Annotated in this window: 23 protein-coding genes; 18 read left to right on the top strand and 5 right to left on the bottom strand. The window is 58.5% G+C overall.

Going from position 1 to position 26885, the window contains the following annotated elements; all coding sequences use genetic code 11:
* Nucleotides 1-473 precede the first annotated feature (473 nt).
* Together ACQZ6D_RS18365 and ACQZ6D_RS18360 are read right to left on the bottom strand one after the other, a co-directional pair.
* The gene (locus tag ACQZ6D_RS18365) at nucleotides 474-599 is read right to left on the bottom strand and encodes a hypothetical protein (RefSeq protein ID WP_272872342.1); all 126 of its coding nucleotides are present in this window, start codon (nucleotides 597-599) and stop codon (nucleotides 474-476) included.
* Nucleotides 600-663: 64 nt separating this feature from the next.
* Complete coding sequence (locus ACQZ6D_RS18360; protein WP_112154709.1) at nucleotides 664-2916, bottom strand: TonB-dependent receptor; 2253 nt, start codon at nucleotides 2914-2916, stop codon at nucleotides 664-666.
* Nucleotides 2917-3077: 161 nt separating this feature from the next.
* Here ACQZ6D_RS18360 and rhrA point away from each other — a divergent pair, with 161 nt between their 5' ends.
* The gene (rhrA, locus tag ACQZ6D_RS18355; RefSeq protein ID WP_313595930.1) at nucleotides 3078-4037 is read left to right on the top strand and encodes a rhizobactin biosynthesis transcriptional regulator RhrA; all 960 of its coding nucleotides are present in this window, start codon (nucleotides 3078-3080) and stop codon (nucleotides 4035-4037) included.
* Between the two features lie 54 nt (nucleotides 4038-4091).
* Here the strand turns inward: rhrA and ACQZ6D_RS18350 are convergent, their stop codons facing one another.
* Both ACQZ6D_RS18350 and ACQZ6D_RS18345 read right to left on the bottom strand, forming a co-directional pair.
* The gene (locus tag ACQZ6D_RS18350; protein WP_019565888.1) at nucleotides 4092-5375 is read right to left on the bottom strand and encodes a RhtX/FptX family siderophore transporter; all 1284 of its coding nucleotides are present in this window, start codon (nucleotides 5373-5375) and stop codon (nucleotides 4092-4094) included.
* A gap of 342 nt (nucleotides 5376-5717) precedes the next feature.
* On the bottom strand, nucleotides 5718-6656 hold the full coding sequence (locus ACQZ6D_RS18345; protein WP_013637579.1) for an AraC family transcriptional regulator: 939 nt from the start codon (nucleotides 6654-6656) through the stop codon (nucleotides 5718-5720).
* Nucleotides 6657-6791: 135 nt separating this feature from the next.
* Here ACQZ6D_RS18345 and ACQZ6D_RS18340 point away from each other — a divergent pair, with 135 nt between their 5' ends.
* From ACQZ6D_RS18340 to eutC, 16 genes are all read left to right on the top strand, one after another.
* Nucleotides 6792-8042 carry an ABC transporter substrate-binding protein gene (locus tag ACQZ6D_RS18340; RefSeq protein WP_013637578.1) on the top strand — a complete coding sequence of 417 codons (1251 nt, stop codon included), beginning with the start codon at nucleotides 6792-6794 and terminating at the stop codon, nucleotides 8040-8042.
* A 68-nt stretch (nucleotides 8043-8110) separates the two neighbouring features.
* Nucleotides 8111-8974 (top strand): carbohydrate ABC transporter permease, encoded by an 864-nt coding sequence (locus tag ACQZ6D_RS18335; RefSeq protein WP_003516941.1) that lies wholly within the window; start codon nucleotides 8111-8113, stop codon nucleotides 8972-8974.
* Entirely contained in the window at nucleotides 8971-9789 is an 819-nt protein-coding gene (locus ACQZ6D_RS18330; protein ID WP_003516943.1) for a carbohydrate ABC transporter permease, read from the top strand. Before ACQZ6D_RS18335 ends, ACQZ6D_RS18330 begins: the two co-directional genes overlap by 4 nt.
* A 7-nt stretch (nucleotides 9790-9796) precedes the next feature.
* On the top strand, nucleotides 9797-10843 hold the full coding sequence (locus ACQZ6D_RS18325; RefSeq protein ID WP_003516944.1) for an NAD(P)-dependent alcohol dehydrogenase: 1047 nt from the start codon (nucleotides 9797-9799) through the stop codon (nucleotides 10841-10843).
* Nucleotides 10843-11892, top strand: a complete 1050-nt coding sequence (locus tag ACQZ6D_RS18320; RefSeq protein WP_448730342.1) for an ABC transporter ATP-binding protein — start codon at nucleotides 10843-10845, stop codon at nucleotides 11890-11892. The genes ACQZ6D_RS18325 and ACQZ6D_RS18320 overlap by 1 nt, the downstream gene beginning before the upstream one ends.
* Before the next feature lie 916 nt (nucleotides 11893-12808).
* Complete coding sequence (locus ACQZ6D_RS18315; protein WP_448730343.1) at nucleotides 12809-14392, top strand: ABC transporter substrate-binding protein; 1584 nt, start codon at nucleotides 12809-12811, stop codon at nucleotides 14390-14392.
* Between the two features lie 71 nt (nucleotides 14393-14463).
* Nucleotides 14464-15444, top strand: coding sequence for an ABC transporter permease (locus ACQZ6D_RS18310; protein WP_003516948.1), 981 nt, complete (start codon nucleotides 14464-14466; stop codon nucleotides 15442-15444).
* Nucleotides 15444-16361: an ABC transporter permease gene (locus tag ACQZ6D_RS18305; protein WP_003516951.1), complete on the top strand. Its 918-nt coding sequence runs from the start codon at nucleotides 15444-15446 to the stop codon at nucleotides 16359-16361. The genes ACQZ6D_RS18310 and ACQZ6D_RS18305 overlap by 1 nt, the downstream gene beginning before the upstream one ends.
* Nucleotides 16361-18196, top strand: coding sequence for a dipeptide ABC transporter ATP-binding protein (locus ACQZ6D_RS18300; RefSeq protein WP_003516954.1), 1836 nt, complete (start codon nucleotides 16361-16363; stop codon nucleotides 18194-18196). The genes ACQZ6D_RS18305 and ACQZ6D_RS18300 overlap by 1 nt, the downstream gene beginning before the upstream one ends.
* A 58-nt stretch (nucleotides 18197-18254) precedes the next feature.
* The gene (locus ACQZ6D_RS18295) at nucleotides 18255-19016 is read left to right on the top strand and encodes a DeoR/GlpR family DNA-binding transcription regulator (protein WP_448730344.1); all 762 of its coding nucleotides are present in this window, start codon (nucleotides 18255-18257) and stop codon (nucleotides 19014-19016) included.
* A complete protein-coding gene (locus tag ACQZ6D_RS18290; RefSeq protein WP_003516956.1) occupies nucleotides 19009-20298 on the top strand; it encodes a Zn-dependent hydrolase in 1290 nt (429 codons plus the stop codon). The genes ACQZ6D_RS18295 and ACQZ6D_RS18290 overlap by 8 nt, the downstream gene beginning before the upstream one ends.
* Nucleotides 20295-21260 (top strand): phosphotransferase, encoded by a 966-nt coding sequence (locus ACQZ6D_RS18285; RefSeq protein ID WP_448730345.1) that lies wholly within the window; start codon nucleotides 20295-20297, stop codon nucleotides 21258-21260. Before ACQZ6D_RS18290 ends, ACQZ6D_RS18285 begins: the two co-directional genes overlap by 4 nt.
* Nucleotides 21261-21307: 47 nt before the next feature.
* Complete coding sequence (locus tag ACQZ6D_RS18280) at nucleotides 21308-22243, top strand: choline/ethanolamine kinase family protein (RefSeq protein ID WP_003516958.1); 936 nt, start codon at nucleotides 21308-21310, stop codon at nucleotides 22241-22243.
* Entirely contained in the window at nucleotides 22243-23031 is a 789-nt protein-coding gene (gene hisN, locus ACQZ6D_RS18275) for a histidinol-phosphatase (protein ID WP_003516959.1), read from the top strand. The genes ACQZ6D_RS18280 and hisN overlap by 1 nt, the downstream gene beginning before the upstream one ends.
* A 9-nt stretch (nucleotides 23032-23040) precedes the next feature.
* A complete protein-coding gene (locus ACQZ6D_RS18270; RefSeq protein ID WP_003516960.1) occupies nucleotides 23041-24432 on the top strand; it encodes an ethanolamine ammonia-lyase subunit EutB in 1392 nt (463 codons plus the stop codon).
* 1 nt (nucleotide 24433) lies between these two features.
* Nucleotides 24434-25240: an ethanolamine ammonia-lyase subunit EutC gene (gene eutC / locus ACQZ6D_RS18265; RefSeq protein WP_003516961.1), complete on the top strand. Its 807-nt coding sequence runs from the start codon at nucleotides 24434-24436 to the stop codon at nucleotides 25238-25240.
* 146 nt (nucleotides 25241-25386) lie between these two features.
* On the opposite strand, the gene ACQZ6D_RS18260 is transcribed toward eutC, so the two are convergent.
* Nucleotides 25387-25773: a limonene-1,2-epoxide hydrolase gene (locus tag ACQZ6D_RS18260; protein WP_003516962.1), complete on the bottom strand. Its 387-nt coding sequence runs from the start codon at nucleotides 25771-25773 to the stop codon at nucleotides 25387-25389.
* A 156-nt stretch (nucleotides 25774-25929) separates the two neighbouring features.
* Between ACQZ6D_RS18260 and ACQZ6D_RS18255 the strand changes: the two genes are divergently transcribed.
* Nucleotides 25930-26847, top strand: a complete 918-nt coding sequence (locus ACQZ6D_RS18255; RefSeq protein WP_003516963.1) for an AraC family transcriptional regulator — start codon at nucleotides 25930-25932, stop codon at nucleotides 26845-26847.
* Nucleotides 26848-26885: the final 38 nt, after the last annotated feature.

Here is a 26885-nt window from a genome sequence, read left to right as displayed (position 1 = left end):
CCAACAACCTCCTCGCAAATAGTGCTGCGAAAAAGATGACATTCTGTAGCTTTTACCGGTAAGTCAGCAGAGATATAATCGTTACCTACCGAAACTCCGGCGCAATGATGACTGGACACTCACGCGGTCCATAAATCCCCCCCTCAACTTCTGAGGTCTTGCCCGCTTCATCGCCCAGCAACTCGATACAACGTTGTTTGCTGTTGTCCTCGTTGAAATGGCGAACAGCACCGACAACCTCGCCGTCCCGGAGAACGGGCGTCTGCCCCATCCTGTCGGTCCACATTGCAGATGGGGTAAAGTTGGGCCGCAAATTCGTTTTTAAGCCCTGCCCGGCCATTGTCCGACAGGGTCAGAAATCGAAGCGCGGGAGATGTGCATGACAGACATTCAAACACGGCGGCTTCCAGACACTCGATGCCTGACGCATCGCCGACATGTCACCAACCTCGATCTTTCCACCACTGTGAGCCTTAGAAATATCGAAACTGCCGCTTCTCCTTCAGCGCCCGCGCCCAGAACGCGCGCGCCCTCCCGATAAGCCCGACTGTTTCGCAGCCATGGAGATTGAAGGCACCATAGCCGGTCGGACCGGTCATTGCGCTGACCTGGCGGCATGTGGCGGGAGTAAATATCCCCGCCACATGCCGCCCTGATGATCCATCAGAAAACTTTCGTCAATGAAACGGCGAACGTGCGTCCGCGTCCCTTGTAGTCGAACACGGCTTCATTGGCCAAAGCCCCATAAAGCGCGTTGGCGCGCGCGCCCCATATGGTTGTGTAATCCTTGTCGAACAAGTTCATCACGCCGAAGCGAAGCGTTGTGTCCTGCGCTTCGAAGCGATAGGCACCGGTTAGATCGAACAGGGTGTAACCATCAATCTTCCGGCTGTCGTCGTCGCTGAGATTGAAGGCATGCTGCCCGGCCAGCTTGATGTTGAAGTTATCTTTCGTCCAGCCAATATAACTGCCGAGCTTGGAAACACTGGCGGTACCGATGCTTTCCTTCTCCCAGTTACCGTCAGACTTGATTTCCGACTTCACCCAGTGACCGGATGCGCCAACATCAAACCCGTAATCCAGTGTCGCGCTGGCGCTGGCCTCCAGACCATAGACACGTCGCTCACGATCAACGACATCAACAGCCAGGGTCGTGCGGTTCAACTCGATGGATCGGTTGGAGAGCGAGTAATATGCCGCGGTCTGGAAGCTGAAGCTATCGTCATTGAAACGATAACCGACTTCAAAAGAGTTGGTCTTGATCGCCTGGAGTGCGGAGTTGGCAACATTGACGCTGTCCAGGAGGACGTAACGGCCCCCGACAAGCCTATAGCTACCGATCCCGTAGTATTTTGCCGGGTCAGGAAGCTCGAAACCCTGGCCGAAATTGGCATAGATTTGCTGCGCATCGGTCAGCTCATAGGTCGCGCCGGCGTTAAACAGAGCCGCATCGTAGCTGACTTCCCCGCCGGGAATGGGATCCACAGAGGAGCCGACCCGGTTGAGAACGGCGACCTGCTGTGCCGCGCCGGCGAAGCTCGATACGTCGGTGGTGACATATTGATAACGCACACCACCATTGACCGTCAGCCGGTCCGTCGCCTCATAAGATCCCTGGATGAAACCGGCCAGGGTCGAGACATCGATGTCGGGATAAAGCCCGGTAATGCCGCGTGTCCTGAAGTCCATCGCACCGGTCGTCGCCACTGTCAGGAAATCGAAGACGTTCTGTTTGGAACTCAGCGAATCCCGGTCGGCGTCGATGCCATATGTCACCTTAAGCCCGTCCAGCGGCTCCGAGATCATCGCTGCCTTCAGGCTATAGTAATCGGTATCCTGCGAGCTGCCACCGAAATAGACGAAGGGCGAGAAAATCGCACTACCGGGAAACGGGTGGAACCGGATTTCTTCCCGCCGGAAACTGCCCTGCAGAAGCAGTGCCTGCCCCAGGAAATCATTGTCGGTGTAAGTCGCGTTTACCATGGTACGGCGCGTGCGGGGGTCGAAATCCGATCGGTATCCGTCCCGCGTTTCAACCAGGTTGGAATTGCGGATCCCGGCAAGGCCTGCGCCAAGATAAAGCCCGAACGGCGAATCCTGGGCGCTGTCATAAAACTGGCCGGACACCTCAAGGCGCCTGTCGTCATCGATCTGCAAACCGACAGTACCCATGAAATCGATGCGCTTGTTGAATGCTGTGGAAGTCTGGGTAATATCCGGGGTGAGCATCGTGCCGGAGCCATCGTAAAAGGCTCCCGTCTGGTTGCCGGCAATGGAGAAACGTGCATCCCAGTTTTCGCTGTTATAGGTCACGGCACCTGCCCCGTTGCGGTCAAGGTCACGGGTACGGCCAAAGCCACTGCCAAGGCCCGCCGTCACTTCACCGCGCAAACCGTCCGGCGCATCTTTACCCTTCTTCGTGATGATGTTGATGACACCACCTGTGGCATTGCCGCCGTAGATTGCCGTCGCGCCAGACAGAACCTCGACACGCTCGACATTGAAGGGATCGATTGAATCGAACTGGCGGCTCAGGGACCGCGCCGAGTTCATCGAAACGCCGTCGATGAGAATGAGGGCCGTGCGTCCCCGCAGGTTCTGGCCATAGGCTGTGCGCGCACCTTCGCTGGCGGGGTCGAAACTTGGAACTCTCTCAGCAAGAATCTGCTGAAGCGACTTGCCTGAACGGGCTTCGGCCTCGATGGCCTGTGCTTCGACGACATAAATCGTTCGCGCCGTCCGCGAGATTTGCTGGGGTATGCGGTTGCCACTTACAACGATCGGCTCCAGCACCGTAGAACCATTGTCTGATTGCGCGTTCTGAGACGTATCCTGCGCCTGAACGGCGTTGTTGCCGCCCCCGATTGCGACGACGATAGCCACAAGACTAACGCCGACATTCCACTTTCCGATCATGTCGCCCCCAATGCGCAAAAAATATCTTCCAAGTCGTCCCTCGGAAAATACAAGACTGTTTTGATCATGTTTTATGCGCTATGAAGCCGCCGGGCTTGGATGGGAACGAACCCGATTTGGATAGATGCGAACATCAACAGCAAAGACAGGTTTTATTTTTCATGGAAGTTGTCCGCCCCCTGAAACTTGGAACCCTCTCGCTACCTGATCCAGAAAGCAGACTGGTCTGCCGCACAATCCTTCTGGACATGTTGGGAGAAGCAACAATCACCGTTGAAGACGGTGATCTGGCGGGTGTCACCGGCCTTGTCTGGAAACACGAAAACCTTTCTCTCGCAACCGTTTACCTGCCCAAAACACCCTTGCGGCTGACAGCTCATGGGATCGGCAGGCCCGATATCGCGATGTTGCGTGCAACTGACGGAACCTTGATTGTCCATCATCGCAAGCACACTTTCGAACTGGAACCCCGTGATGTCATCATCCTTCCCACGGATATGGCATCGGAAATTATTTTGCCGGAAGGCGGGCGCCTCGACTGCGCCCATCTTCCCCATGCCGCCCTCACCCTTGCACGAAAGTCGATCGACCGGATCTTGTTGCGGCCCTTTTCAGCAGAATGCCTGCCATTGCAGTTGTTGACCCACTATGCAGGATATCTTCTTCAACAGGACCATCAGGACAAAGAGCATGCCACCATGATGGTGGCGCACTTCTACTCCCTGCTTCCCGTTCTCGCCCGATATGGGAACGAGGTTCCGCCTTCGGCAGTTCCGCAAAACCGCATTGAAGCGATCAAGGCGATGGTTGAGGAAAATCTTGCCGACGGTGCGTTTTCGATAGCTGATGTGGCACGCACCGAAGGCATCACACCGCGCGCGATCCAGAAACTTTTCAGTCGGACAGGCACGACCTTTTCGCGCTACGTGCTGGAGCGGCGGCTGGTGCTCGCCAAGAGCCTGATTCTTGCCGAGAACACCGCAACTCCGATCAGCCAGATCGTCTACAGCGTCGGTTTCAACGACCTGTCATATTTCAATCGCACCTTCCGCAGTCGCTACGGAATACGCCCGACAGACCTGCGCCGCATGACGGCGCCTGACGAGGCAAAAAACCTGTGAGGAATTAAGCAGTCTCGTGACACCGCTGGAAAGCGTCACTCCGGCCGCTTGTCATCATCGCCGTAGCGACGCGCCTGAACCGCGTCCGATCCTTCCAAGGAACCAGACGGAAAGTCCCATTCCGACAAGCGAAAGAACTGTTGCCGTCGAAAACAGCGCGGAATAACCCATCCGGTCGGCAACAAGGCCGGCTGCGGATGCACCAACCATGTAGACGACCAGTTCGGCACAGGTGAGAATGGTAAAATCCGTTCCTGGCTGATCGTCCGAAGAGTTCTTCATGAAGAATGAATAGATGGCTACCAGCTCCATGTAGCGGATCAGCGTCTGGAATGCCGAGGCCGACATCGCCACCCACATGCCGGGCCAGACGCCGGACGCATTCAGCGTGAAGGCGAGGAAACACAAGCTTCTGAGGCCACCCAGCAGGATAAGCGTTGTCGTCAGGCCAACCTTGCGGATAATGGAAGCAGCGATACCCACGCCGATCAGGCCCGCAGTTGCCGCCGCTCCGCCAGAGAGGTAACCGATCCAGTCAGCCGGGACCTTGCTGTCAACCAGATAGGTGCCTTCCATCCCGCGCACGAGACCTTCGCTCGCCCGGTATGTCAGCGCAAATCCGAGGATCAGCCAGGCACTCGGACGGCGGAAGAAACCAGCAAGGCTTGCGCGCTTTTTTTCTTTGCCAACCGTGGGCGCTTCCGGCTGCATCGCCAGGGCTGCAAGAAGGGGCAGCAACGACAGCGCGGCTACCAGCAGTATCATCGTGCGCCATCCAGCGACATGAAACACCACCAGTGCCGCCGTCCCGCCAACGATTACGCCCAGCGCTACGGCACCCGCCTGCACGGCATTACCCAGCGAGCGCGTCTTGTCGGTCAGGCATCTTACGGCGTAGCCGTCGGTTGCAATATCCTGGATTGAGGAGACAAGCGTGATCGATATGCAGATTGCAAAAAGGACCGTGGCATCGCTCGGATCCACCAGCGTCATGGAAGCGATACCGGCGCTGACGAGAAGCTGGGTCGGCACAACCCAGCCGCGGCGATGGCCAAGCTTGGGTAACGGAGACCATCGATCCACCAACGGTGCGACCGCAAATTTCAGGATGAGCGGCAGCATCAGCAACGAAAACAGCCCGATAGACGTGCGCGATGCCCCACTCTCGCGCATGATCGGCGGCAGGGCCACCAAAAGCAGATACGTCGGTATCCCCTGAGCGAGGTAAAGACCGCCCAGCACATACATCAACCGCCGCTCGAACGTCGAAGTCGAAGTCGAAACGGTGTCGCCAGGAATCGCGTCGTCGATTTGGGCCATTGCAAGAACCGAATTCATGAGCCCGGAACACCACAGACCCAGGTAAGGTTTTCAGCGCTTCAAACGCCGGTCTGTCCCGGAGCGTAAACAGGAGTATTTTTTAATCGTCTTTATCTCACCGGCAAGCAAATGCTTGGATATGGGCGAACCCGAATAGGACAATTGCGAACAGCCGCCCGATGCGACAGAGCTGAAGCAACAAATGCAGCGGCCGACTGCCACCCCCCTCGCAAGACTGGTTCAGGGATATGGAGATGCCAGTTTTGTTGTGAGCGAAGAGGCCGACATATCGAAGCGGCGGTGATACGACAAAAACCGATTGCAGCCCGAGGGATCGATGATATCTCGGCGCGACCACCATTAAATGGACTTAACCGGCACTCCTCCAATGACAGACTTGGCTCTTATGCGCGCGGCCTTTCGGTAGGCCCGGGGCGTGAGTCCCATCTCCATCCGGAAATAGCGATTGAAGTTCGACAGGTTGTTGAAGCCCGCCTCGAAACAGATATCGGTGATCGATATTTCGGTCTCCGCGAGAAGGGTTCTTGCTCGCCAGACGCGGACGGATCGGCTGTAGTCAGAAAAGTTCATGCCGGTTAGGCGCCGAAAGGCACGCGAGAAGGCGGACGGCTCGAAACCAACCATCGCAGCCACTTCATGCATCTGCGCACCAGGATCCGATTGCAGGATCTGGATTGCCTGGTCGATCCGGCGGTGCCTGCGGTCCGACACCTGGTTATAGACCGCTATGAAGTGTTCGCTGGCGAGCAACCTCTTTTCGGTGGCCGCTTCGATTGCCTCCAGTATCTCTAAAAACAGCCCGAGCCCACCACGGTGTCCCACCGCGTGAAGCTCGAGAATCTTCGCTCCAATCAAGAGCGCGTCGGCGCCCAGAACCTCGATCCCCCGTTGGGCCAGAGGCTTCAGCCGGTGGAGCACTTCAAACTCAGGGCATACTGCGCGAATACCGATCAGGGCATCCGCGTCGAATTGCAGGACCATGTCTCGGCCTGGCAAAGCCGGTGCACCGGGTGTGATCCAGTTGTGCGGCAGATTTGTCCCGGTGAGCACCAGATGCCCAGGCCGAAACGGGCCGATATAGTCCCCCACATAAGCAAATCCTGAAGCGTCAGGGATGAAGTGAATCTCCCATTCGGGATGATAGTTCCAGATGCAGATCGGATTGGGATAGTCGTCCCTCCGGATCAGATAGGAAGCGCCTCCGGGTAAGACGATCTGCTCGCGCGTGGCGGTGAAAGTCTCAGAGACTGTTTGAGGAAAGTCTGATGCAATAGGCATTCAATTGCTCATGTTACAGCGCACAAATGTCAATATAATACCAGTTCTGTGACGGAGGCAAACTAGTACGCGCCCGTCGCTTGCGTAAATGTGGGCTGGTCGATGGCAAGGGAGTTGCCATTCAGGGAGGACATCATGACACTCAACGCTCTCCGCGCCGGTTGCGCGGTTATCGCCATATTTGCAGCATCCAGCGCTTTTGCCGCCGCACAATGCACCAGCGACGTGCGTGTCCTGGCGCAGCCGCGCGACGGACTGACCCTTCTCGAAAAATATGTCGATGAGTTCGAAGAGCTCTCCGGCGCAGGCTTCGAGATCAGTTATCTCAACGAGAACGATCGCCGCGCGAAGTCGCAGGCCGACGCCTCGACGGTCGGAAGCTTCAACGTGTATTATGTTGATGAAGCCAATCTGGCGCTTTTTGCCTCGTCTGGCTGGATCGTCCCGCTTGATGGCTTTTATCCATCCGAATACGACTACAAAGACTTTGACGCCGGTATGCGCGCAGCTGCGACCTATGACGGCAAAGAATGGTTTGCACCGGTGCAGGGTGGCGGCGACCTGATGGTCTACCGTACCGACCTCCTGGAAAAGGCAGGCATCGCGCCGCCGAAGACCTGGGACGAATATTTCGCAGCCGTGCAGAAGCTGCATGATCCGGCCAACGGCGTCTACGGCACTGCGCTTCGCGGACAGCGCGGTTCAGGCGCCAACGTCTGGCGCTGGATGCCGTTCTTCAAAGCAAACGGCGGCGAGTGGTTCAAGGACGGCAAGCCGGCCTTCAATTCGGATGCCGCGGTAAAGGCGACAGAGACCTATCTCGAGCTCTTCAAATATTCGGCGCCGGGCACTCAGACCGGCTCTTGGGACGAGTCCACCGGCGCCTTCCGCTCCGGCAAGGTGGCGATCATCATCGAATCCGCACCCCTTGGCGGCATGTCCGTCGACAAGGCACAGAGCCAGGTTGCAGACAAGGTTGCGTTCTCCGTTCCGCCGTCGCCGCTGCCGGGGGCCGGTTACGCCCATGGTTTTGCAATCGCGTCCAAGGCCAACAAGACAGATGAGGAAAAGGCCTGCGCTGGTCTCTTTGTTGCCTGGGCAACATCCAAGGAACAGGAAGCCCGCCGCCTCGCCGCCGGCCAGCCGGGCGAGTTGACGCGCACAAGCACCTATCAGAGCCCGGAATACGCCAAGACCTTTGGCCAGAACCTTGCCGACGCCATGGCGGCGACCGGTCAAAAGACCACAGTCACCTTCTGGCAGGATCCGCGCTGGCAGGAATTGGGCAACCAGTGGGGCATCATGCTGGAAGAGCTGATCACCGGTAGCCGCACTGACATCAAGGCGACGCTGAACGACCTAGAAGCCTTCGCAGCCAAACTCTGACGCCTCCCAAGCCGTCTGACGGGCGCGTCTGATGACGCGCCCCCCTTTTCCCAATCCGAGGATCTGCCATGCGCCGAGGCCGCTCGCTGCCTTACGTCTTTCTTGGGCCCAGTTTGGGTATCCTGATCATTCTGGCGCTCGTGCCGACGATCTACGCTATCAATATATCCCTGCAGAACCGGACCCTTTCGGCACCCGATGCAGACTATGTCTGGTTAGCCAATTATCTGGCGCTGTTTTCGGATGCCCGTTTCCTGAACGCGCTCTGGGTATCTTTCAAGTGGGAGGTTATCAGCGTCTCGTTGACCATGGTGACGGGGGTTGCGCTCGGGATTGCCATGTTCGAGGCAGCGAGCCCCCGTATGCGCAACGTCCTCTGCGTGCTCTTCATCATTCCCGTTCTCCTGCCACGCGTGTGCGCCGCTTTTGTGTGGAAGTTCGCCTTTCATCCGCTCTACGGCGCGCTGACCTGGCCGGTCAGGGAGCTCACCGGCATCACGCCCGACATTCTGTCGACGCCGCTCGGCGCCCTCCTTGCTGTTGCTTTCGTCGATGTCTGGCAATGGGGCTTGTTCTTTTCAGTGATCATCTTGAAGCTTCTCGAATCCCTGCCGCCTCAGCCGCTGGAAGCCGCACGCATAGATCGGGCGACCCGCTTCGAAATCCATCGTTTCGTGACCCTGCCGATGCTGAAAGCACCCTTGATCAGTCTGCTGCTGGTCAAGGCGATCGAGAGTCTTCGCTCCTTCGACCTCGTTTACGTCATGACGCGCGGCGGTCCCGGCATCTCAACCGAGACGCTTGACATGTATGCCTATTCCCAAGGCTTCATAGAAGCCGGCAAGATCTCCTATGCGTCCTCCATGGCCGTCATCATGATGGTCCTGACCATCGTCACCTTTACCTTTACCTGGAAGAGGCTGAACCGATGAAGATATCCACCTTTCTGCTCAGGCTTTTGTTGGTTCTTGCCGCTGCACTTGTCGTGCTGCCACTCCTATGGACCCTGCTAAACGCCTTCAAGACCAATGCCGATCTGCTGGTGTCAACGCCAAAGCTTATCTTCCAGCCTGTCTTCGACAATATGAGTTATGTGCTCAATCGCCGCTCGGTGGCGCGCGCACTTACCAATTCGTTGATCATCTGCTCGAGTGCGGTCGTGCTTGGCGCCGTACTCGGTGTACCGGCGGCCTATGTGATCGCCCGGTTCAAGAACAGGATCACGGCGGAGGCGCAGTTCTTCGTTCTGTCGCTGCGCTTTCTGCCGCCCGTCGCGATCGCTATTCCCATGCTGGTCATCTGGCTCGGTCTTGATCTCTATGACACCCGGCTGTCGCTGATCGTGACCTATCTCATTGTGACAGCCTCGATCACCATCTGGCTTTCCGTGCCGGCTTTCGAGCGTGTCAGCCTTCACGTTGAAGAAGCTGCCCGGGTGGATGGGCTTGGCCCATATGCGACCTTCTTCCGCATCGCCCTGCCGATTGCCCGTTTCCAGGTCTTCGGCGCCATTGCCTTCTCCTTCGTCCTTGTCTGGAACGAGTTCCTGCTTGCCATGATGCTCACGACCTCGAAGGCAAAGACCCTGCCGATCATCGCGTCCGAGATGTCACAGCTCGGCATGAATGTGCCCTGGGGAATTCTGAACGCCGCCGTCGTCCTGTTGTCGCTGCCACCGCTGATCCTGCTCGGAGTGCTTGCCGGTGGCCTCAACGCCGCATTTTCCAAGAAAACTGACCAAGGTTGACTGACCCATGAAAGCACTTGTCCTCGAACATGTCGGCGAACTTTCCCTGCGCGATATCGAAATTCCTCAAGAGTTGGGGCCGGATGACGTTCGCATTCGTATCCATACTGTTGGCGTCTGCGGCAGCGACGTGCACTATTACACCCATGGTCGCATCGGTGACTTCGTCGTGAACGCGCCCATGGTTCTCGGCCACGAGGCGGCTGGAACCGTCACCGAGACCGGCGCCAATGTCACCCATCTGAAGCCCGGCGACCGCGTCTGCATGGAACCGGGCATCCCCGATCCGAAATCGCGTGCGTCGCGGCTCGGCCTCTACAATGTTGATCCTGCGGTGACATTCTGGGCAACGCCGCCAGTGCACGGCGTCTTGTGCCCGGAGACAGTCCATCCGGCAAGTTTCACCTACAAGCTGCCTGACAATGTCTCCTTCGCCGAAGGCGCGATGGTTGAACCATTTGCCGTGGGCATGCAGGCGGCGGCGCGGGCGAAGATCACGCCCGGCGATACGGCGGTTGTTACAGGCTGCGGAACCATCGGCATCATGGTGGCACTGGCCGCCCTTGCCGGCGGCTGCTCGCGAGTGCTGATCTCGGACATTTCCGCAACAAAGCTTAAACTGGCCGAAAGTTATGGCGGCATCACTGGTATCAACCTCAAGGAGGTGGATCTCATTGAGACCGTCAACGAGGCGACAGAAGGCTGGGGAGCCGATATCGTCTTTGAATGCTCCGGCGCACCGGCCGCGGTCCGTGATCTCTTCAAGGTCGTGCGCCCGGGCGGAACAGTCGTTATCGTCGGTCTGCCGCCCGAACCCGTCGCGGTAGACCTTGCGGCGGCCTGCTTCCGCGAATGCCGTATTGAAACGGTTTTCCGCTACGCCAACGTGTTTGACCGTGCACTGGCGCTGATCGCCGCAGGCAAGGTCGACCTGAAGCCATTGGTTTCCGGCACCTATGCCTTTGATCAATCGATCAAGGCCTTCGAAAGGGCGGCCGAAGGCCGGCCAGAGGACGTAAAGCTGCAGATCGTCGTGGACGGGGAGACGAAGTGATGGCCACTGTTGAGTGCCGGGGGATCAGGAAAGTCTATGGTTCGCTTGAGGTCATGCGGGATTTTGACCTGAAGATCGACAACCACGAATTCGTCGTCTTTCTCGGCCCGTCAGGCTGCGGAAAATCCACCATGCTGCGGATGATTGCCGGGCTTGAAGAGATTTCAGGCGGGGATCTGCTCATCGGTGGCGAGCGGATGAACGATCGCGATCCGGGTGACCGGGGCATCGCGATGGTGTTCCAGAACTACGCGCTTTACCCCCATATGAGCGTGCGGGACAATATCACTTTCGGTCTCGAGAGGGCCGGAATAGGAAAAGCCGCGATCGATCAGCGCCTGGCGCCTGTGGTCGACGCGCTCGGTCTTGGCGTCTATCTTGCGCGCAAGCCGACGGAACTGTCCGGCGGACAGCAGCAGCGTGTGGCCATCGCCCGCGCCATGATCAAGACCCCGGAGGTCTTCCTGTTTGACGAACCGCTTTCAAACCTTGATGCCAAGCTGCGCGGCAGCCTGCGGGTCGAGATCGCGCGCCTCCACCGCGACCTGAAAACGACAAGCATATATGTCACTCACGACCAACTCGAAGCCATGACGCTTGCCGACCGTATTGTCCTGATGAAGGACGGCCGTATTGAGCAGATGGGCACGCCCGAAGAAATTTATCAGGCGCCTCGGACAGTGTTTGCTGCCGGCTTCATAGGCACACCGAACATGAATTTTCTTCAGTTGCAGATGACGCGGGAGTGGCTGGGCGACAATCTTGTCAGGTTTACAGCTCCGGCAGGCCTCCGTTCCGGTGAGGTTACCGTTGGAATTCGGCCCGGATCATTTCGCATAAACCAGGATGCTCAAGCCTTTCGCGGCACCGTCGAGCGGAACGAGTTCCACGGTGAGACACGTCTGATCTGCCTGAAAAACGACCGCCACGAGATCAATATTTCTGTTCCAGCAGACATAAGACCCGCCATCGGCGAGGTGCTTGGTGTTGAAGTGGCATCGTCCGACCTACACGTGTTTGATCCCGGCACGGGACTGAGGTTGATTTAACCCACTCAGGTGGGACCTTCAATCACGTCGCGCAGGGCAACTGGACGCCTGCAATCTAACTGGCTTCCGGCAGGTGGCCGGTGATCTGAGCCGCAAAACGACCTTCGATCCTGGTAGGGTCGGTTACCCTGAAGAGACGGGCAACGCCAGGCATTCTCGGACGAGCAGTTCATCGGGATATTGAAAGAGCAGGATAGCGGCTGATATCAGCCGTAAACACGCAATATGCAGGCTGCTATTTATGACCGAACCGTTGCCATACCGAGCGGCCTTACCAGTGAGGTCGGCAAGCATGGCCTAAACCTCTCGGGCGGTGAAAGACAGCCAATTGCCATGGCAAGAACCTTCTTCTGGTCCTGCTCTTATTTTCCTTACTGAGGCCAGGCCAGCGTGAAACGACGGAATCGACAGCCCCCGCCGGCGACGTCACTATAACCGCGATCACCCATCGTAGAGCATTAATCACTATGAAGGATGAAGTGATCAACTGAGGCGGCAGAGAGATGAGACCGCAGCAAAAATGCGGGCGGGCATGCACGAAATGGATCGGCGGATGTACTGCCCGCTGTTGATGTATTCACGCCATCAAAAGAGCAAACGAAATATTCAGTTGAACTCTCGTGAGAGTTTTAATCCGGCGGCGCTTGCAATCATCGTCGCTGTCCGTTTCGGACACAATTTGACAACGGATCAGCATCCCCCGATTCAACGGCAGAAATGACCCCGTAATTTTAGCGATCCGGCTGGTCGCTTAAATCTTTCTCATTCGACCAATAAATGGTCAGATCCCACAAATTGCATCAAACCGAAAGCGCGATTCTCGCAGGAAATCGAGATTGGCACGCTGTTTGCTTGTGACTGATTTGACCGTTTTGACTGATTTGACGGTTTATTCAAAATAGAAAAGGGGAACTCGATGGGTTCAGAATTCAGTCGTCGTCGCTTCCTGCAAGGATCCGCGGGCGCAGCCGTCGTCGCTGGCTACATGCAGATCAATCCTGACTTCTTCATCTCGCCGGCCTTCGCACAGGCCGGCAAGAGCATGACGTTCCTGTCGGCCGAAAACATCACCGGCAACTGGGACCCGACCGCTCATACGACACTTTCTCAGAAGAATATCGAAGGTTTCGTCATGGGCTTTCTTACCCGCACGCCGATGAAACTCGACGATCCCGGCGCGGTCGTCTACGAACTGGCCACCGACATCAAGCTGCTTGACCCGCACCGGCTACAGATCAAGCTGCGCGAAGGCATCGTCTTCCATGATGGCAAGCCGTTCAAGGCGGAAGACGTCAAGGCAACCTTCGAATACGGCTCCAGGGCAGATCGTCCGGCGCAGTGGTATCCCGGCCCGACCGAGACGCTGACGATCGAAACACCTGACGATTACACCGTCATCGTCGACACATCCAAGGGCGGCTATCCGGCCCATCTCTTCATCTTTCTTGCATCCTTCCTGCCGATCATGTCGGCCAAGGATGTCGCCGGCGGCCCCGGCGGCCCGCTCTCCCAGCGGCTCAACGGCACCGGTCCTTTCAAATTCGTCGAACAGCGCGGCAACGACACCGTGATGCAAGCCTATGACGGCTACTTCAAGGGCAAGCCAGCCATTCCCGGCATCAACTTCACCTTCACCGGCGACTCCACCACCCGTATGTTGTCGCTGATGAACGGCCAGGCTTCGATCGTTGAACGTCTGGAGCCTGAACAGGTTGACACGATCAAGGACAATCCGGCGATTTTCATCAACAAGGTCGTTTCGGTCGAGAACAAGTATCTGTGGTTCCGCTGCTCGAAACCGCCTTTCGACGATCCGCGTATCCGTCTTGCCGCCTGCCATTCGATCGATCGCGACATGATCATGGAACTGATGGGCTCGGCCGGCCATGCCTCGTCTAATTTCGTCTCGCCGGTCAAATTCGGCTATGTCGATCTGGCGAACTACCCGAAATTCGACCCCGAGAAGGCCCAGGCCCTGCTCGCCGAAGCCGGTTTCCCAAACGGCAAGGGCCTGCCGCCACTTGAATACATCACGTCCGTCGGCTTCTATCCGAAGACCAAGGAATATGGCGAGATGCTGACCGCCATGCTGCAGGAGCAGGGATTTAACGTCAGCCTGACCGTGCTTGAACCTGCGGCCTGGAACGAGCAACTGTACCATCGCCCCGGCGGCGGCCCGGGCCATATGGTCGATTGCGGCTGGTCGACAGCGTCTCCGGAACCGGATCTGGTCCTGCGCACCCATTTCCATTCCACCTCGCACCGCATCTGCGGCATCGAGGACAAGGAGATCGATGCCAGCCTCGACAAGGAACGTTCGGCACCGACGCTGGAAGAGCGCAAGAAGATCCTTCAGGAAGAGACCATGCCTCTCATCACCGCCAAGATGCCGGCACTCTCGCTGTTCACATCCGTGATGATCCACGCAATGCAGAAGGACTTTGAGGGCATGTACATCTATCCCGACGGGTCGATCGACGCGGCCAAACCTGCTGCCTGACCGTGATCAGCCACACGCCGCGATCAGGCGGCGTGTGGACTTGCCCGTGACTTTTCGAGCGGAGTGACTGAATGTTTGCCGTGAACTTCCTGATGCGACGCCTCATGCAGGGCGCCATCATCATATTCCTTGTGTCCTTGCTGATCTTTACCCTCTTGCGGGTGGTGCCGGGTGACCCGGTACGCCTTATGGCGGGCGGCATGGCGCCCGAAGCACTGATCGAAAAGATCGCAACCGACATGGGCCTTCGCGATCCCATACTGGTGCAATTCGGTCGCTACATGGGCGGTGTGGTTCGTGGCGATCTTGGCCAGTCCTTCGTGCGCCCGGCAAACGGCGCCTCGACCGGTGGCGCGACATTCAACGACTCAACTCGCGGCGAACGAGCAAAGGTCTTCGACCTGATTTTCGATGCACTTCCAATGACGCTTCAACTGGCGGCCGTGACACTGGTGATTGCACTGATCTTCTCGGCAATCATCGGCATTGCGGGCGGGCTTTCGATCGGCAGATGGCCAGACAAGCTTGCCTTCTACATTTCATCGATATTCATCTCGCTGCCGAATTTCTGGCTCGGCATCGTTCTGGCATTGCTTTTCTCGGTGAAGCTCGGATGGCTTCCTGCCATTGGCTATCAGGGTTTTGCCTACACAATCCTGCCGGCAATCGTGCTGGCGGTCGAATTGTCTCCGGTGCTGATCCGCACGCTGGTCAGTTCCGTATCCAGCCAGATGATGGAGCCCTATGTGGCAGTCGGACGCGTACGTGGCCTGAGCCGTTCGCGGATCATCTCCAACCATGCCCTGCGCAACGCCTCGGTGCCGCTTCTCAACCTGCTCGGTGTGCAATTCTCCAGCCTGCTCGGCGGGGTCATCATCGTCGAATATATCTTCGATTATCCCGGGCTCGGCCTTCTGACCATCAACGCCGTGCTGCAGCGCGACTTTCCGTTGATCCAGGGTATCGCGATCGTCACGAGCGCCATTTTTGTACTGATCAACATTGTCGTCGATCTCGTCGCAACAACCATCGATCCGAGGCTTGAATACTGATGTCCATCACATCCGCACTCGACACCCCGATCATTTCTAAAATGGCAAGCCGCTCGATTGCGCGCCGCATATTCGATCGCGCCGCATCGACGCCAGGTTTTCGCATTGGCCTTGCGATCTTCCTGCTGCTTGCGATTGCCGCTGCACTTTATCCGGAAATCAGTGGCGTCGACCCGACCAAGATGGATGTGAAGGCCCGCCTTCTGCCGCCACTTTTCTTCGGCGACAACTGGAGCTGGGGCCACCCGCTTGGCACCGATCAGATTGGCCGCGACATGCTGGTGAGGTCGCTTGTCGGCCTGCGTTACTCCTTCCTGATCGGGATTGCATCGGTTGCAGTGACACTCATCATCGGCTGTGCCCTCGGCACGATCGCCGGTTACTTCGGCGGTCGTATCGACATGCTGATCATGCGTCTGACCGATGCGCAGCTGTCTATCCCGATGATCATTCTGGCGATCGCCGTTCTTGGCGTGTCGCGCCCGACAATTCCGGCCATCGTCCTGGTGCTTGGTCTCTCAAGCTGGCCGGTCTATGCGCGCATCATGCGCAGCATTGTGATGACGGAAAGGCAGCGGGAATATGTGCGCGCTGCCAAACTTGGGGGCTCGACCGATTTCCGCATTATCGTCAGCCTGCTTCTGCCGCTGCTCCTGCCGCCGGTGATCTTCACCTCGGTGCTTGATGTAGCGCGCATGATGATCTTTGAATCGACACTCGGCTTCCTCGGTCTGGGTGTCCAGCCGCCGACCCCGACCTTCGGCAATATTATTGCCGATGGCCGAAAGTATCTTCTGAACGCCTGGTGGATCGCAACCATGCCCGGCATTTTCCTCGGCCTCACTTTAACCAGCATCAATCTCATAGGCGCTTCGCTGGAACGGGCCCGCAACACCATTCACGGAGGGTCCGAGTGATGATCAAGCCGCTTCTTGAGCTGCAAAACCTCACCGTTAATGCCGGTCGCTCGGACAAGGCGAAGATTATTCTGGACAATATCTCCTTCAGCCTCGCGCCGCGAGAGATCGTCGGTGTGGTCGGGGCCAGCGGAGCCGGCAAGACGGTGCTGTCCAAGGCAGTCGTCAACTGGCTGGAACCGCCGCTTTCCGTGCGTTCCGGCAGCGTCCTCTTCGAAGGCAAGGATATTTACGGCATCTCCGAGAACGAGATGCGTACCCTGCGCCGCCGGGTCGCCTATGTCGGCGCCAATCCGATGGGTGCACTCGATCCGACACTGCCGGTCGGCGTCCAGATCGTCGAGAAGCTGCGTGCGGTCGTTCCAGGAACCTCGCGGAAAGAGGCGGAAAAGCGCACGATCGAGCTTCTGGAGGCCGTCCGCATTCCCTCGGCCCGCAGCCGTTTCAGCGACTACCCTTCGCAGTTTTCCGGCGGCATGATGCAGCGCGCACTGATCGTTGATGCGTTGGTGACGAACCCGGCGCTGCTGATTGCAGATAACGTCACCCAGCCGCTCGACGTTACCGTCGCAGCCCAGGTCATCCGTCTGCTGAAGGAACTGACAGATGGTTTCAATACCGCTGTGCTGTTCGTCTCCTCCTCCCTTCCCGTTGCCCGCGAAGCCTGCAACCGGATTTTGGTGATGGAGAAAGGTCGCATCGTCGAGGAACAGGAAACCGAAAGGCTGATCGCCGCCCCTGCATATGCCTATACGAAGGAGCTTGTCGAACAGACGCCGAAGATCTGGATCGAAAAGACCGAGATGCCGCGTCTCAACGACAAACGCGACGTTGTCTTGAGCCTGCGCGATGCCTCACAGGTCTACAGGGTAAAGAAGAAGACCGGCTTCGGTGGCTTCAACCATGTGCGTGCGGTTCGCAACGTCACCTTCGATGTCCGGCGCGGCGACAGTTTCGCGATCGTCGGTGAATCCGGTTGTGGCAAGTCGACGCTGATGCGGCTTCTAAGCAGGCTGGAACTGCCGAGCTCCGGCCAGGTTCTGTGCGGTGCCGACGATATCGCCATGCTCGGTGGCAAAGACCTTCTGACCTTCCGCAAGAAGCTGCAAATGGTACTTCAGGATCCGTTCGGTTCCCTGCCGCCACGCACATCGGTCGGGAAGATGCTGGAGGGCCCGCTTCGCACGCACGGATGGAAGGACAGTGCCAAAATTCGTGAGCGGGTGCTCAAGGTCATGGGCGAAGTCGGCCTCTCCGCCGATCTCTACGAGGAATTGCCGATCGGCCTGAGTGCCGGCCAGCGCCAGCGCATCAACGTTGCCCGTGCGCTGGTTCTGGAGCCTGAAATACTGATCATGGACGAAACGCTTTCTGCCCTGGACCAGACAGAACAGTTCAAGCTTCTCGATCTTTTCCAGAAGCTGCAGAAGGAATACGACCTCACTTACATCTTCATCTCGCACGACCTTGCGATGGTCCGCAAGGTCTGCAACCGTGTGGCGGTAATGTATCTCGGCGAGGTCTTCGAACTGGCTGATAACGAGCGGTTGTTCTTCGATCCCGGACATCCGTACACAATGGCGTTGCTCAGCGCGATGCCGACACTTGAAGAACGCCGCTACAAGGCGGAAGACTGCCTTCTTGAAGGTGAACCGCCAAGCCCGATCGATATTCCTCCAGGTTGCAGCTTCAAGTCGCGCTGTCCGCGTGCGATGGAGAGATGCGGCAGCCTGCAGCCCGCGCTTACCGCGCGTGGCAGCCAGGATTTCGCCGCCTGTCATCTCATCCAGCCATTGGCTCTCGATGACGCAACCCGTCAAATGGCTTTAGCCTGACCATGGTTGCGGCGCCACAGACGGGGCCGCAACGATCACTAGAATCCAGGGTGCATTCATGAGTTTCACCGAACATCGCCTCAAGCTTATCCTCGACATGCTGAAGCAAACCCAGCGCGTCAATGTGAGGGAGCTTGCCGATTATCTGCAGGTCAGCCAGGAGTCGATCCGGCGCGACCTCAAGGAACTTGAGATGCGCGGTTATGCCCGCCGCGTCTATGGCGGCGCGATCCTTGACCAGCAGGAAAGCGATCAGCCGTTTACCGACCGACTGCGTGTCAGCTCACGCGAGAAAGCCAAGATCGGCGAGGCCGCAGCGTCGCTGGTCGAGGACGGCATGAAGGTGTTCATCGATACCGGCACCACAACGATTGCCTGCCTGAAACATATCGAGACGCGCAGGGACTTGACCGTTGTCAGCAATTCGCTGGCGGTCGCAGCCCACTTCTTCAATCTGCCGCAGGCAAGTGTGCGCGTTCTTGGCGGTCGCATGCGCCCAGATTATCAGGCGACATACGGCCATGAGACCGTGGCCGCGCTGAAGGAGCATTTCTTCGATCTCGCGATCATCGCCATCAGCGCCATTCACGCCGAACGCGGGTTCATGGATTTCGGCGAGGACGAGGCGATCCTGCGCCGCGTCGCCAAGGCCCAGGCAAAACGTTCGATCATTGTTGCCGACAGTTCCAAGTTTGGTCGCCTCGGCTCCATCCACACATTCGGCCTCAGCGAAATCGACGCGGTGGTGACCAGCGGCGTCATCGCGCGGGAATTTTCAGATCAATTCAATCAATCCAAAGTGGAAATCATACATGCCTGACGTCTCCTCCTCCCCTGTCCCGATCAATGCCGAGCGGCTCCAGATGCTGATGGAGACCCTCTCCACTTTTGGCGGCGGCCCCGATGGCTCGATGACCCGCCTGACGCTTTCCAGGGAAGACGGAATGGCGCGCGACTGGCTGGGGCACTGGTTTGCCGAAAACGGCTTCGAGCAGGCCGTGGACTCGATCGGCAACCAGTTCGGCAAGATGACCTTGGCGGGCGCAAATGCGCCCGTCGTCATGGTCGGCTCCCATATCGACAGCCAGCCGAACGGCGGCCGGTTCGACGGAGCGCTTGGCGTCGTAGCCGCCTGCGAGGCGGTTTTGTCCGTCAGCGAACGTCTCAAGGCGGAAGGCAGGTTGTCCGCCTGCAACTTCCAGATCGTCAACTGGACCAATGAGGAAGGCGCCCGTTTCCAGCCGAGCCTGCTCGGCAGCAGCGTGTTTACCGGCGCAATTGACCTGGAATGGGCGCTGGAACGGGCCGACGGCGACGGCATTACGGTGCGCCAGTCGCTGGACGAGATCGGTTATGCTGGCAAGGAAAAGGTGGAAATTCCCGACGCATTGATCGAGCTGCATATAGAAGGTGACACGACGCTCAGCCGCGCCGGGGAGCGGTTCGGTATCTTCACGCGGTTCTGGGGCGCGACAAAATATCGCCTCGCCTTCCATGGACGCCAGGCACATACCGGCGCAACCCCGATGGCAGATCGCAAGGATGCGCTGCTTGCTGCTGCCTATCTGATCGCCGATCTCAAGCAGATATCGACCGAACACGGGCTGGACCTGCATACGTCGGTTGGCCGCCTGGAAGTCTTCCCCAATTCACCCAATGTCGTGCCGGCCGAAGCCGTGCTGTTCATCGAGCTGCGGTCGGGATCGCCAGACGTTCTGACGGAGGCGGAACGCAAGATGAAGATCAAGATCGAGGAAGCGGCGATGAAAGCCGGCGTCACCTCGGAGGTCCGCTCCATCGACCGCCGCAAGGCGGGAAGGTTCGCACCGGGCCTGGTGACGCTTGCGCAAAGTGCTGCGGCGCATCTCGGCCAGAGCGCCCGTCACCTCGATACGATCGGCGGCCATGATGCCGTTGCCGTCTCCGATGTCTGCCCGGCGGTGGTTCTGGCGGTTCAGAGCCGTGACGGCGTCATCCACCACCCGACCGAGTATACCTCGCCTGAAGACCAGGCCCTTGGCACGCAGATAGTGGCGGACATGCTTTACAAGATCGCCTGCGAAGGTTTGAAAGTTGTCGAACTCAGCGAGGCTGCCGAATGAAGAGATCGGGCTCTCCTCAATCACCGATGGAAGCCCGCGCGGAGAAGGCGCTTTCAGTCTTTTCCGCAGTGATTGGCGACACCCCTTCCTATGCGCCGGCGACGGCAGCTGTCGCATCGCCGTCCTATCATGCCGTCGAATCCTGCGGTTTCGTGGTCGCGCCGACAGACGGGGAGGCACGTTATTTCCTGCGTCTCGGTGCCGATGAGGTAACCGATCTCGTGGATGCCGAGACCGCACATGCTGCGGCACAACGTTTTCACAGCCTTGGTCTTTCGCCAGAGCCGATTGGTTACGATGCCGGGACGGCCAGCATGCTGTTTGCCCGACTTGGCGACGGCTGGCGAGCGGCAAGGATCGACGATCTGATGCAGCCGAAAACTGTTGCCCGCCTGATCGAGATGCAGACGACGATCGCAGGGAGTGTTTCCACTGGCCGAACATGGTCAGTCTTCGACGGCATCGATCAGCTCTGGGCGATCGTGAGTGCCGATGCCACCAGCCTGCCCGGCGATGTCGAATGGATGCTCTCCTGGATGACGCCGATCCGCGAGGCAGTTTCAGCGGCCGGCATGGACCTGAAACCGGCCCATGGTGATCCGCAGGCTTCGAATGTCATGCTGGGCCCAGACGGGAAAATGCAGCTCGTGGACTTCGACATGGCCGCCGACATCGACCCCTACTACCAGCTCGGCGTTCAGATGAACGAACTCTACCAGTTCGAAAGCCAGATGAGGCCCTTGCTGGAAATGCACGATGGAGGTTTCAGCGAAAGAAACTTCAACCGCTGCCGTGTCTATGCGGCGGCAGACGACCTCTACTGGGCGTTGCGCAGCCTCGTACTGGAGCTTCGTTCGCCTCCGCGGGGTGTCGAATTCCTGAAATATGCCTGCTGGCGGTTCCTGCGTTGCCGAATGCTGCTCGGCCAGCCGGATTTCGAGGCCAGGCTGAGAGCGCTCTAGGCATACGAGAACGATAACGGGCTAGAAACAATACCGGGAACAAGCCTATGAATGAACTGGGAATGGCACGATCCGATGCCGAACGGGCAGTTGAGGCTGCAATCATCCAGGTACCACCTTGGGAAGGACGGAGGCTGCGCTACAGTCCGGTTTCCGGCGGAATAAGCAACACCAATTTCCGCATCGAGGTCGAAGGCGAAGAGCGTGGGTATTTTCTAAAGATTCCCGGCCGCGGCACCGAGATGTTCATCGATCGCAAGGCCGCCGCTGCCGCCAGCAAGCAGGCGGAAGTGATCGGAATCGGCCCGAAGACATTCGACTATCTCGATCACCTCGACATCGAAATCGCCGAGTTCATCGACGGTCGCCGCGCCTCGACACATAGGGATTTTGCAGACCCGGCGATCCGCAACGAAGCGGTGCGCGTCTATCGGCAGTTTCACGATGCCCCTGCCCTGCCCCTGACAAAAACCGTCTTCGACATGATCGAGGAACATTTCGACCAAGTGCGCCAGCTTGACGGCCACTGGCCGCTCGACCACGACTGGCTCTTGCGCAACTACAGACAGGCGCGCGCCGCGCTTGAGGCATCCGGGCTCGATCTGGTTCCCTGTTTCAACGACCCGATGCCGGGCAATTTCCTGATCGGTGAAGACAAGTCGATCAAGCTGATCGATTTCGAATATGCGTCGAACAATGAGAGGCTCTACGATCTCGCGATCTGGAGTGGCGAGATGTTCTATTCCGAGGCGACCGACTGCGAGATAATCGAGGAGTATTTCGGTCGTTACGACAAGGCGCATCACGCTCGCTTCATCGTCCACAAGGCACTCGCCGACATCAAGTGGAGCACCTGGGCGATGGTACAAAACCGGATATCGACCCTCGATTTCGACTTTTACAAGTACGGAATCTGGAAGCATATGCGCGCCCGCTCGATTATCCACGATCCCCGTTGGCCCCTGTTCCTGAAAGCCCTTTGATGCCCGTCACCGATATCAGCCCGCAAGAAGCTGCGACCTATATCACCTTCGCCGCGGAACTTGCCGACGCCGCGCGTCCGCTGGCGCTCTCCTATTTCCGGACCCCGCTCGACGTTATCTCAAAACTCGACGATAGCCCGGTGACAATCGCCGACCGGGCGATCGAAAAACATCTCCGCGAGATGATCGAGGCGCGCTTTCCCGATCACGGCATCCATGGTGAGGAGTTCGGCGTAAAGGAAGGTAACGCCTTTACATGGGTGCTGGACCCGATCGACGGCACCAAGAGCTTCATCACCGGTTTCCCGCTGTTTGGTACGCTTGTCTCACTGACATTTCAGGAAAAGCCATTCTGTGGTCTGATCGATATTCCAGCCACCGGCGAACGCTGGCAGGGCCGGCCGGGAGAGACACTCTTTGCTGGCAAGCCGGCCCACGCCAGCGGCTGCGAAAACCTCTCCAGCGCCCGTTTTTATACGACTTCGCCGGACATGTTCGTGGACAGCGAAGCTGAAAGCTTCGAGCGTCTCTCCCGCAAAGCCAGGCTGCGGCGTTTCGGTGGAGACTGCTACATCTATGGTCTGATCGCTTCCGGCCATTGCGACATCGCTCTCGAGACGGGACTTCAACCTTACGACTACATGGCTCTCGTGCCCGTTGTGACGGGTGCCGGCGGATGCATTACGGACTGGCGGGGCAATGCGCTTTCGATCCATTCCGACGGACGGGTTCTGGCGTCGGCCACCCCGAGACTTCATGACGAAGCCCTGGCCCTCCTCAACCGGTGACGTGAACAAATGCCCTATACGACGACAATCGAGCAGACTGTCTTCCGCTTTGATGATCTGAAAATGCTGCTGGCGAAAGCAACCCCGGAGCGCTCCGGCGACCAGCTGGCCGGCATTGCGGCGCAAGGCCCGGTCGAGCGCTTGGCAGCCCAGATGGCGCTGGCCGATCTCCCCTTGAAGGCATTTCTCGGCGAGGAGCTCATTTCGTCGGAGGCTGACGAGGTTTCCCGACTGATCGCGCAACGGCACGATCCGGCAGCCTTTTCCGCAGTTTCCTCGCTTACTGTCGGTGAATTGCGCGAATGGCTGCTCAAGCCCGAGACGTCGCATGAGCGGCTGGAGGCGGTGACCTTTGGACTGACGCCGGAAATGGTCGCGGCCGTGTCGAAGATCATGCGCCTGCAGGACATGATAGCTGTTTCTGCCAAGCGACGTGTCGTGACGCGATTCCGAAACACGATCGGGCTCGCCGGGCGGCTTTCCACCCGCAACCAGCCCAACCACCCGACCGATGACAGCCGCGGCATCATAGCGTCTGCCATCGACGGGCTGCTGATGGGGTCGGGAGATGCCGTGATTGGCGTCAATCCCGCGACCGATACGACGGATGACTATATCCGCATCGTTTCCTTGCTCGACGAATTGCGGGAAAAGCTTGCGATCCCGACACAGACCTGTTGCCTTGGCCATGTAACGACGGCGATCCAGGCAATCGAACGGGGTGCGCCGGTCGATCTCGTCTTCCAGTCGGTGGCGGGATCGGAAAAGGCCAATCGCGGCTTCGGCATCGATCTGGCGCTTCTGAAGGAGGCACATGAGGCGGGGCGGTCGCTTGGTCGTGGCATGCCGGGCGCAAACGTCATGTATTTCGAGACTGGGCAGGGCGCGGCGCTTTCGGCCGATGCGCATTTCGGCGTCGACCAGCAGACGATGGAGGCACGTGCCTATGCCGTGGCGCGCGAGTTCGATCCACTGCTCGTCAATACGGTCGTCGGTTTCATCGGGCCGGAATACTTGTTCAACGGCAAGCAGATCATCCGTGCCGGCATCGAGGATCATTTCTGCGGCAAGCTCCTTGGCCTGCCGATGGGCGTCGACGTCTGCTACACCAACCATGCCGATGCTGATCAGGAAGATATGGATACGCTGTTGACGCTCCTCTGCGCAGCCAATGTCAATTTCGTCATCACCGTTCCCGGCGCCGACGATATCATGCTGAACTACCAGTCGCTATCGCATCACGATGCCGTCTATTGCCGCGAGACGCTGAAACGGCCACCCGCACCAGAGTTCGAGAAATGGCTTTTCGAAATCGGCCTGACCGATCCAGATGGCGCGCTGGTCGGCGAGCCTGTCGCGCTTTCCAATTATGTCCGCAACAGCGCATTGATCGGAGCCTGACATGGAAGAGGTGAGAGAACCCACTGCTGCCGGAAAAAACCTCACTATCAAGGATATGACCGATGCGCGTGTTTCGCTCGGCCGTCATGGCGCGGGTCTTCCGACACGCGCTCAACTTGCCTTCCTCCTCGACCACGCGCGGGCACGCGAAGCGGTCTGGACGAGCGTCGACCGGCCCTCGCTGGCAGACAGGCTCGATCGTCTCGGCCTTCCGGCTGTCAATGTCGATAGCATGGCAAGTGACCGAAGCACCTATGTGCGGCGGCCGGATCTTGGCCGGCGGCTTGCGGCGGAATCCGAAAAACGGCTGAAACATGAGAGAACGATCAATGGCTATGATGTCGCAATTATCGTCGCGGATGGCCTGTCGTCCCACGCGATCGATCTCAATGCCGTGCCGTTGATCGAGGCGCTTGTTCCGAAGCTCGCTATCCTGAACCTGACCGCTGCACCAATTGTGCTGGCGAGCCAGGCGCGCGTCGCGCTCGGCGATCCTGCCGGTGAGGCATTAGGTGCAAAACTGACGATCGTGCTTGTCGGCGAACGTCCGGGACTTTCAGCTGCCGACAGCCTCGGTGCTTACATCACTTACGGTCCCAAGTCGGGAAACCTGGATTCCAGCCGAAATTGTGTCTCCAATATCAGGGATGGTGGTCTGCCGGTCTGCGAAGCTGCCGAGATCATTGCGACGCTGACCAGGGATATGATGAGGACCCGCGTCAGTGGCGTGGCGCTCAAGGCTGCCATGGTGGAGTTTCTCGAAAGACATGACAATTCGCTTCCAGCTAAAGACCTACTGACAATTTGAAGTCTTCGCGGTGCGAAGCCTTCGGGACGTGGCCCATCTGCTTTGGAAGGATTGCGGCCTGTCGTCGAAAGTCCAGTCGACTGCCTTGTGTTGAGTGCGGAGACAATAGTCCCTGCACTCAACATCATCGTTCGCAAGCTGCCGTGCTAGCCGGCAGAGAACTTCTGGACGGCGGTTACGTCGAAATAGTCCCGCCATTCGACAATCTTGTCGCCTTCGAGCTCGAAAATTCCCATGATCATCACGCGCCCGATTTCACTGCCGTCGGCGCGCTCGAACCGGTCAAGCCTTTCGGTGAGAACGCGGGATCCATCGGCGGCAATCGCGAGCATATCGATATGGACTGTCGATATTCCCAGCGATTTCTCCAGTCCGTCGATCATCGCAATGGCCTCGTCGGCGCCCGTCGTGACTGACACGCCTTCATTGACCCAGCGCGTGGCGGGTGTGAACCAGCGGCGCACGGCTGGCCTTCCGCCGTCTTCAACGAACGTGGCGCAAAAAGCCGAAACGGTTTCGATTGGGGTGGGCATGGCAGTTTCTCCTGGGCCATCAGAAGCCCCGTTGGCCTCTGTCTTGCCGCGATAGTAGGAGTTCGACCCCAATGCCACGATGCCGAAACTTCCGGCACTCTTGCCTGATCTTCCGGAATACTTGATAGAACTGGGCAATCGACTTAGGGTGACTCCATGAGCGAACTCGACAAAATACGCGCCATCGCCATGCGCCATGCTGGCCGTCCCAGTCTTAAATTGCCGCGACTGTTTGCGTATACTCTCGACCATACGACCGAGGTCGATCCGCTGATCTACGATCCTGCGGCGTCCCTGGTGATCCAGGGTACGCAGCGCATGTTTATCGGCGACAAGATGTTTGAATACGGACCCGGCCAAAGCATGATCGTCGCAGCCGAGATTGCCGCCTTGGGCCAAGTTTGCGAAGCGTCGCCAGACAGACCGTTTGTCGCAATCGGTTTATATCTGGACCCGCCTATGCTGTCCGACCTCGTCCTTGAGATGGCGGCGATGCCGGAGTTGCCGATGGAATCGGGATACGGCGTCAGCACCGCGAGTGCGTCGCTTCTCGGTGCTTGGGGGAGATTGGTAGAACTGCTCGATCGCCCATCCGAAATCCCGGTCATGGCTCAGTCTCTGGAGCATGAGCTGATGTTTCGGCTGCTGATGGGGCCGCATGGCGGCCTGCTGCGTCAGATTGCCGGGGCTGACTCGCGTCTGATGCACATCCGAAAGGCAATGGCCTGGATACGCGACCACTACGCCGAACGTCTCGATTTCAAGGCGGTCGCGGCACTTGCCGGCATGAGTGTATCCGTCTTTTACGATCGCTTCAAAGCCGTCGCCGCCGTCAGCCCGCTTCAGTATCAGAAATATATCCGGCTCCACGAGGCCCGCCGACGCATGATCGCGAACCAGGCAGGTGCAGCCGAAGTTGCGTTCGCCGTCGGCTATGAGAGCGCCTCGCAGTTCAGCCGTGAGTACAAGCGCCTCTTCGGAGCGCCCCCGGGTCAAGACACCAAGCGAGCAAAGGCTGGCCTGGGGGGTATCAATCCGCCAAAAGCACCCGGTGCGCGGCCAGAGGTTGCTTGAACCGCTGACCGTAGTCCTGACTGACCGCTGCGACGACA

It is taken from the genome of Agrobacterium sp. 22-3639C2 (assembly GCF_053522105.1).
This window is presented reverse-complemented; position numbering and strand designations above follow the sequence as displayed.

Coding starts and splice junctions, on each gene's coding strand:
- ACQZ6D_RS18365 (WP_272872342.1), bottom strand. CDS start 599: ATGACCGGTCCGACCGGCTATGGTGCCTTCAATCTCCATGGCTGCGAA.
- ACQZ6D_RS18330 (WP_003516943.1), top strand. CDS start 8,971: ATGAAGATATCCACCTTTCTGCTCAGGCTTTTGTTGGTTCTTGCCGCT.
- ACQZ6D_RS18310 (WP_003516948.1), top strand. CDS start 14,464: ATGTTTGCCGTGAACTTCCTGATGCGACGCCTCATGCAGGGCGCCATC.
- ACQZ6D_RS18325 (WP_003516944.1), top strand. CDS start 9,797: ATGAAAGCACTTGTCCTCGAACATGTCGGCGAACTTTCCCTGCGCGAT.
- ACQZ6D_RS18360 (WP_112154709.1), bottom strand. CDS start 2,916: ATGATCGGAAAGTGGAATGTCGGCGTTAGTCTTGTGGCTATCGTCGTC.
- ACQZ6D_RS18290 (WP_003516956.1), top strand. CDS start 19,009: ATGCCTGACGTCTCCTCCTCCCCTGTCCCGATCAATGCCGAGCGGCTC.
- ACQZ6D_RS18285 (WP_448730345.1), top strand. CDS start 20,295: ATGAAGAGATCGGGCTCTCCTCAATCACCGATGGAAGCCCGCGCGGAG.
- ACQZ6D_RS18345 (WP_013637579.1), bottom strand. CDS start 6,656: ATGCCTATTGCATCAGACTTTCCTCAAACAGTCTCTGAGACTTTCACC.
- ACQZ6D_RS18295 (WP_448730344.1), top strand. CDS start 18,255: ATGAGTTTCACCGAACATCGCCTCAAGCTTATCCTCGACATGCTGAAG.
- ACQZ6D_RS18300 (WP_003516954.1), top strand. CDS start 16,361: ATGATCAAGCCGCTTCTTGAGCTGCAAAACCTCACCGTTAATGCCGGT.
- ACQZ6D_RS18335 (WP_003516941.1), top strand. CDS start 8,111: ATGCGCCGAGGCCGCTCGCTGCCTTACGTCTTTCTTGGGCCCAGTTTG.
- ACQZ6D_RS18340 (WP_013637578.1), top strand. CDS start 6,792: ATGACACTCAACGCTCTCCGCGCCGGTTGCGCGGTTATCGCCATATTT.
- ACQZ6D_RS18305 (WP_003516951.1), top strand. CDS start 15,444: ATGTCCATCACATCCGCACTCGACACCCCGATCATTTCTAAAATGGCA.
- ACQZ6D_RS18350 (WP_019565888.1), bottom strand. CDS start 5,375: ATGAATTCGGTTCTTGCAATGGCCCAAATCGACGACGCGATTCCTGGC.
- ACQZ6D_RS18315 (WP_448730343.1), top strand. CDS start 12,809: ATGGGTTCAGAATTCAGTCGTCGTCGCTTCCTGCAAGGATCCGCGGGC.
- hisN (WP_003516959.1), top strand. CDS start 22,243: ATGCCCGTCACCGATATCAGCCCGCAAGAAGCTGCGACCTATATCACC.
- ACQZ6D_RS18270 (WP_003516960.1), top strand. CDS start 23,041: ATGCCCTATACGACGACAATCGAGCAGACTGTCTTCCGCTTTGATGAT.
- ACQZ6D_RS18255 (WP_003516963.1), top strand. CDS start 25,930: ATGAGCGAACTCGACAAAATACGCGCCATCGCCATGCGCCATGCTGGC.
- rhrA (WP_313595930.1), top strand. CDS start 3,078: ATGGAAGTTGTCCGCCCCCTGAAACTTGGAACCCTCTCGCTACCTGAT.
- eutC (WP_003516961.1), top strand. CDS start 24,434: ATGGAAGAGGTGAGAGAACCCACTGCTGCCGGAAAAAACCTCACTATC.
- ACQZ6D_RS18320 (WP_448730342.1), top strand. CDS start 10,843: ATGGCCACTGTTGAGTGCCGGGGGATCAGGAAAGTCTATGGTTCGCTT.
- ACQZ6D_RS18260 (WP_003516962.1), bottom strand. CDS start 25,773: ATGCCCACCCCAATCGAAACCGTTTCGGCTTTTTGCGCCACGTTCGTT.
- ACQZ6D_RS18280 (WP_003516958.1), top strand. CDS start 21,308: ATGAATGAACTGGGAATGGCACGATCCGATGCCGAACGGGCAGTTGAG.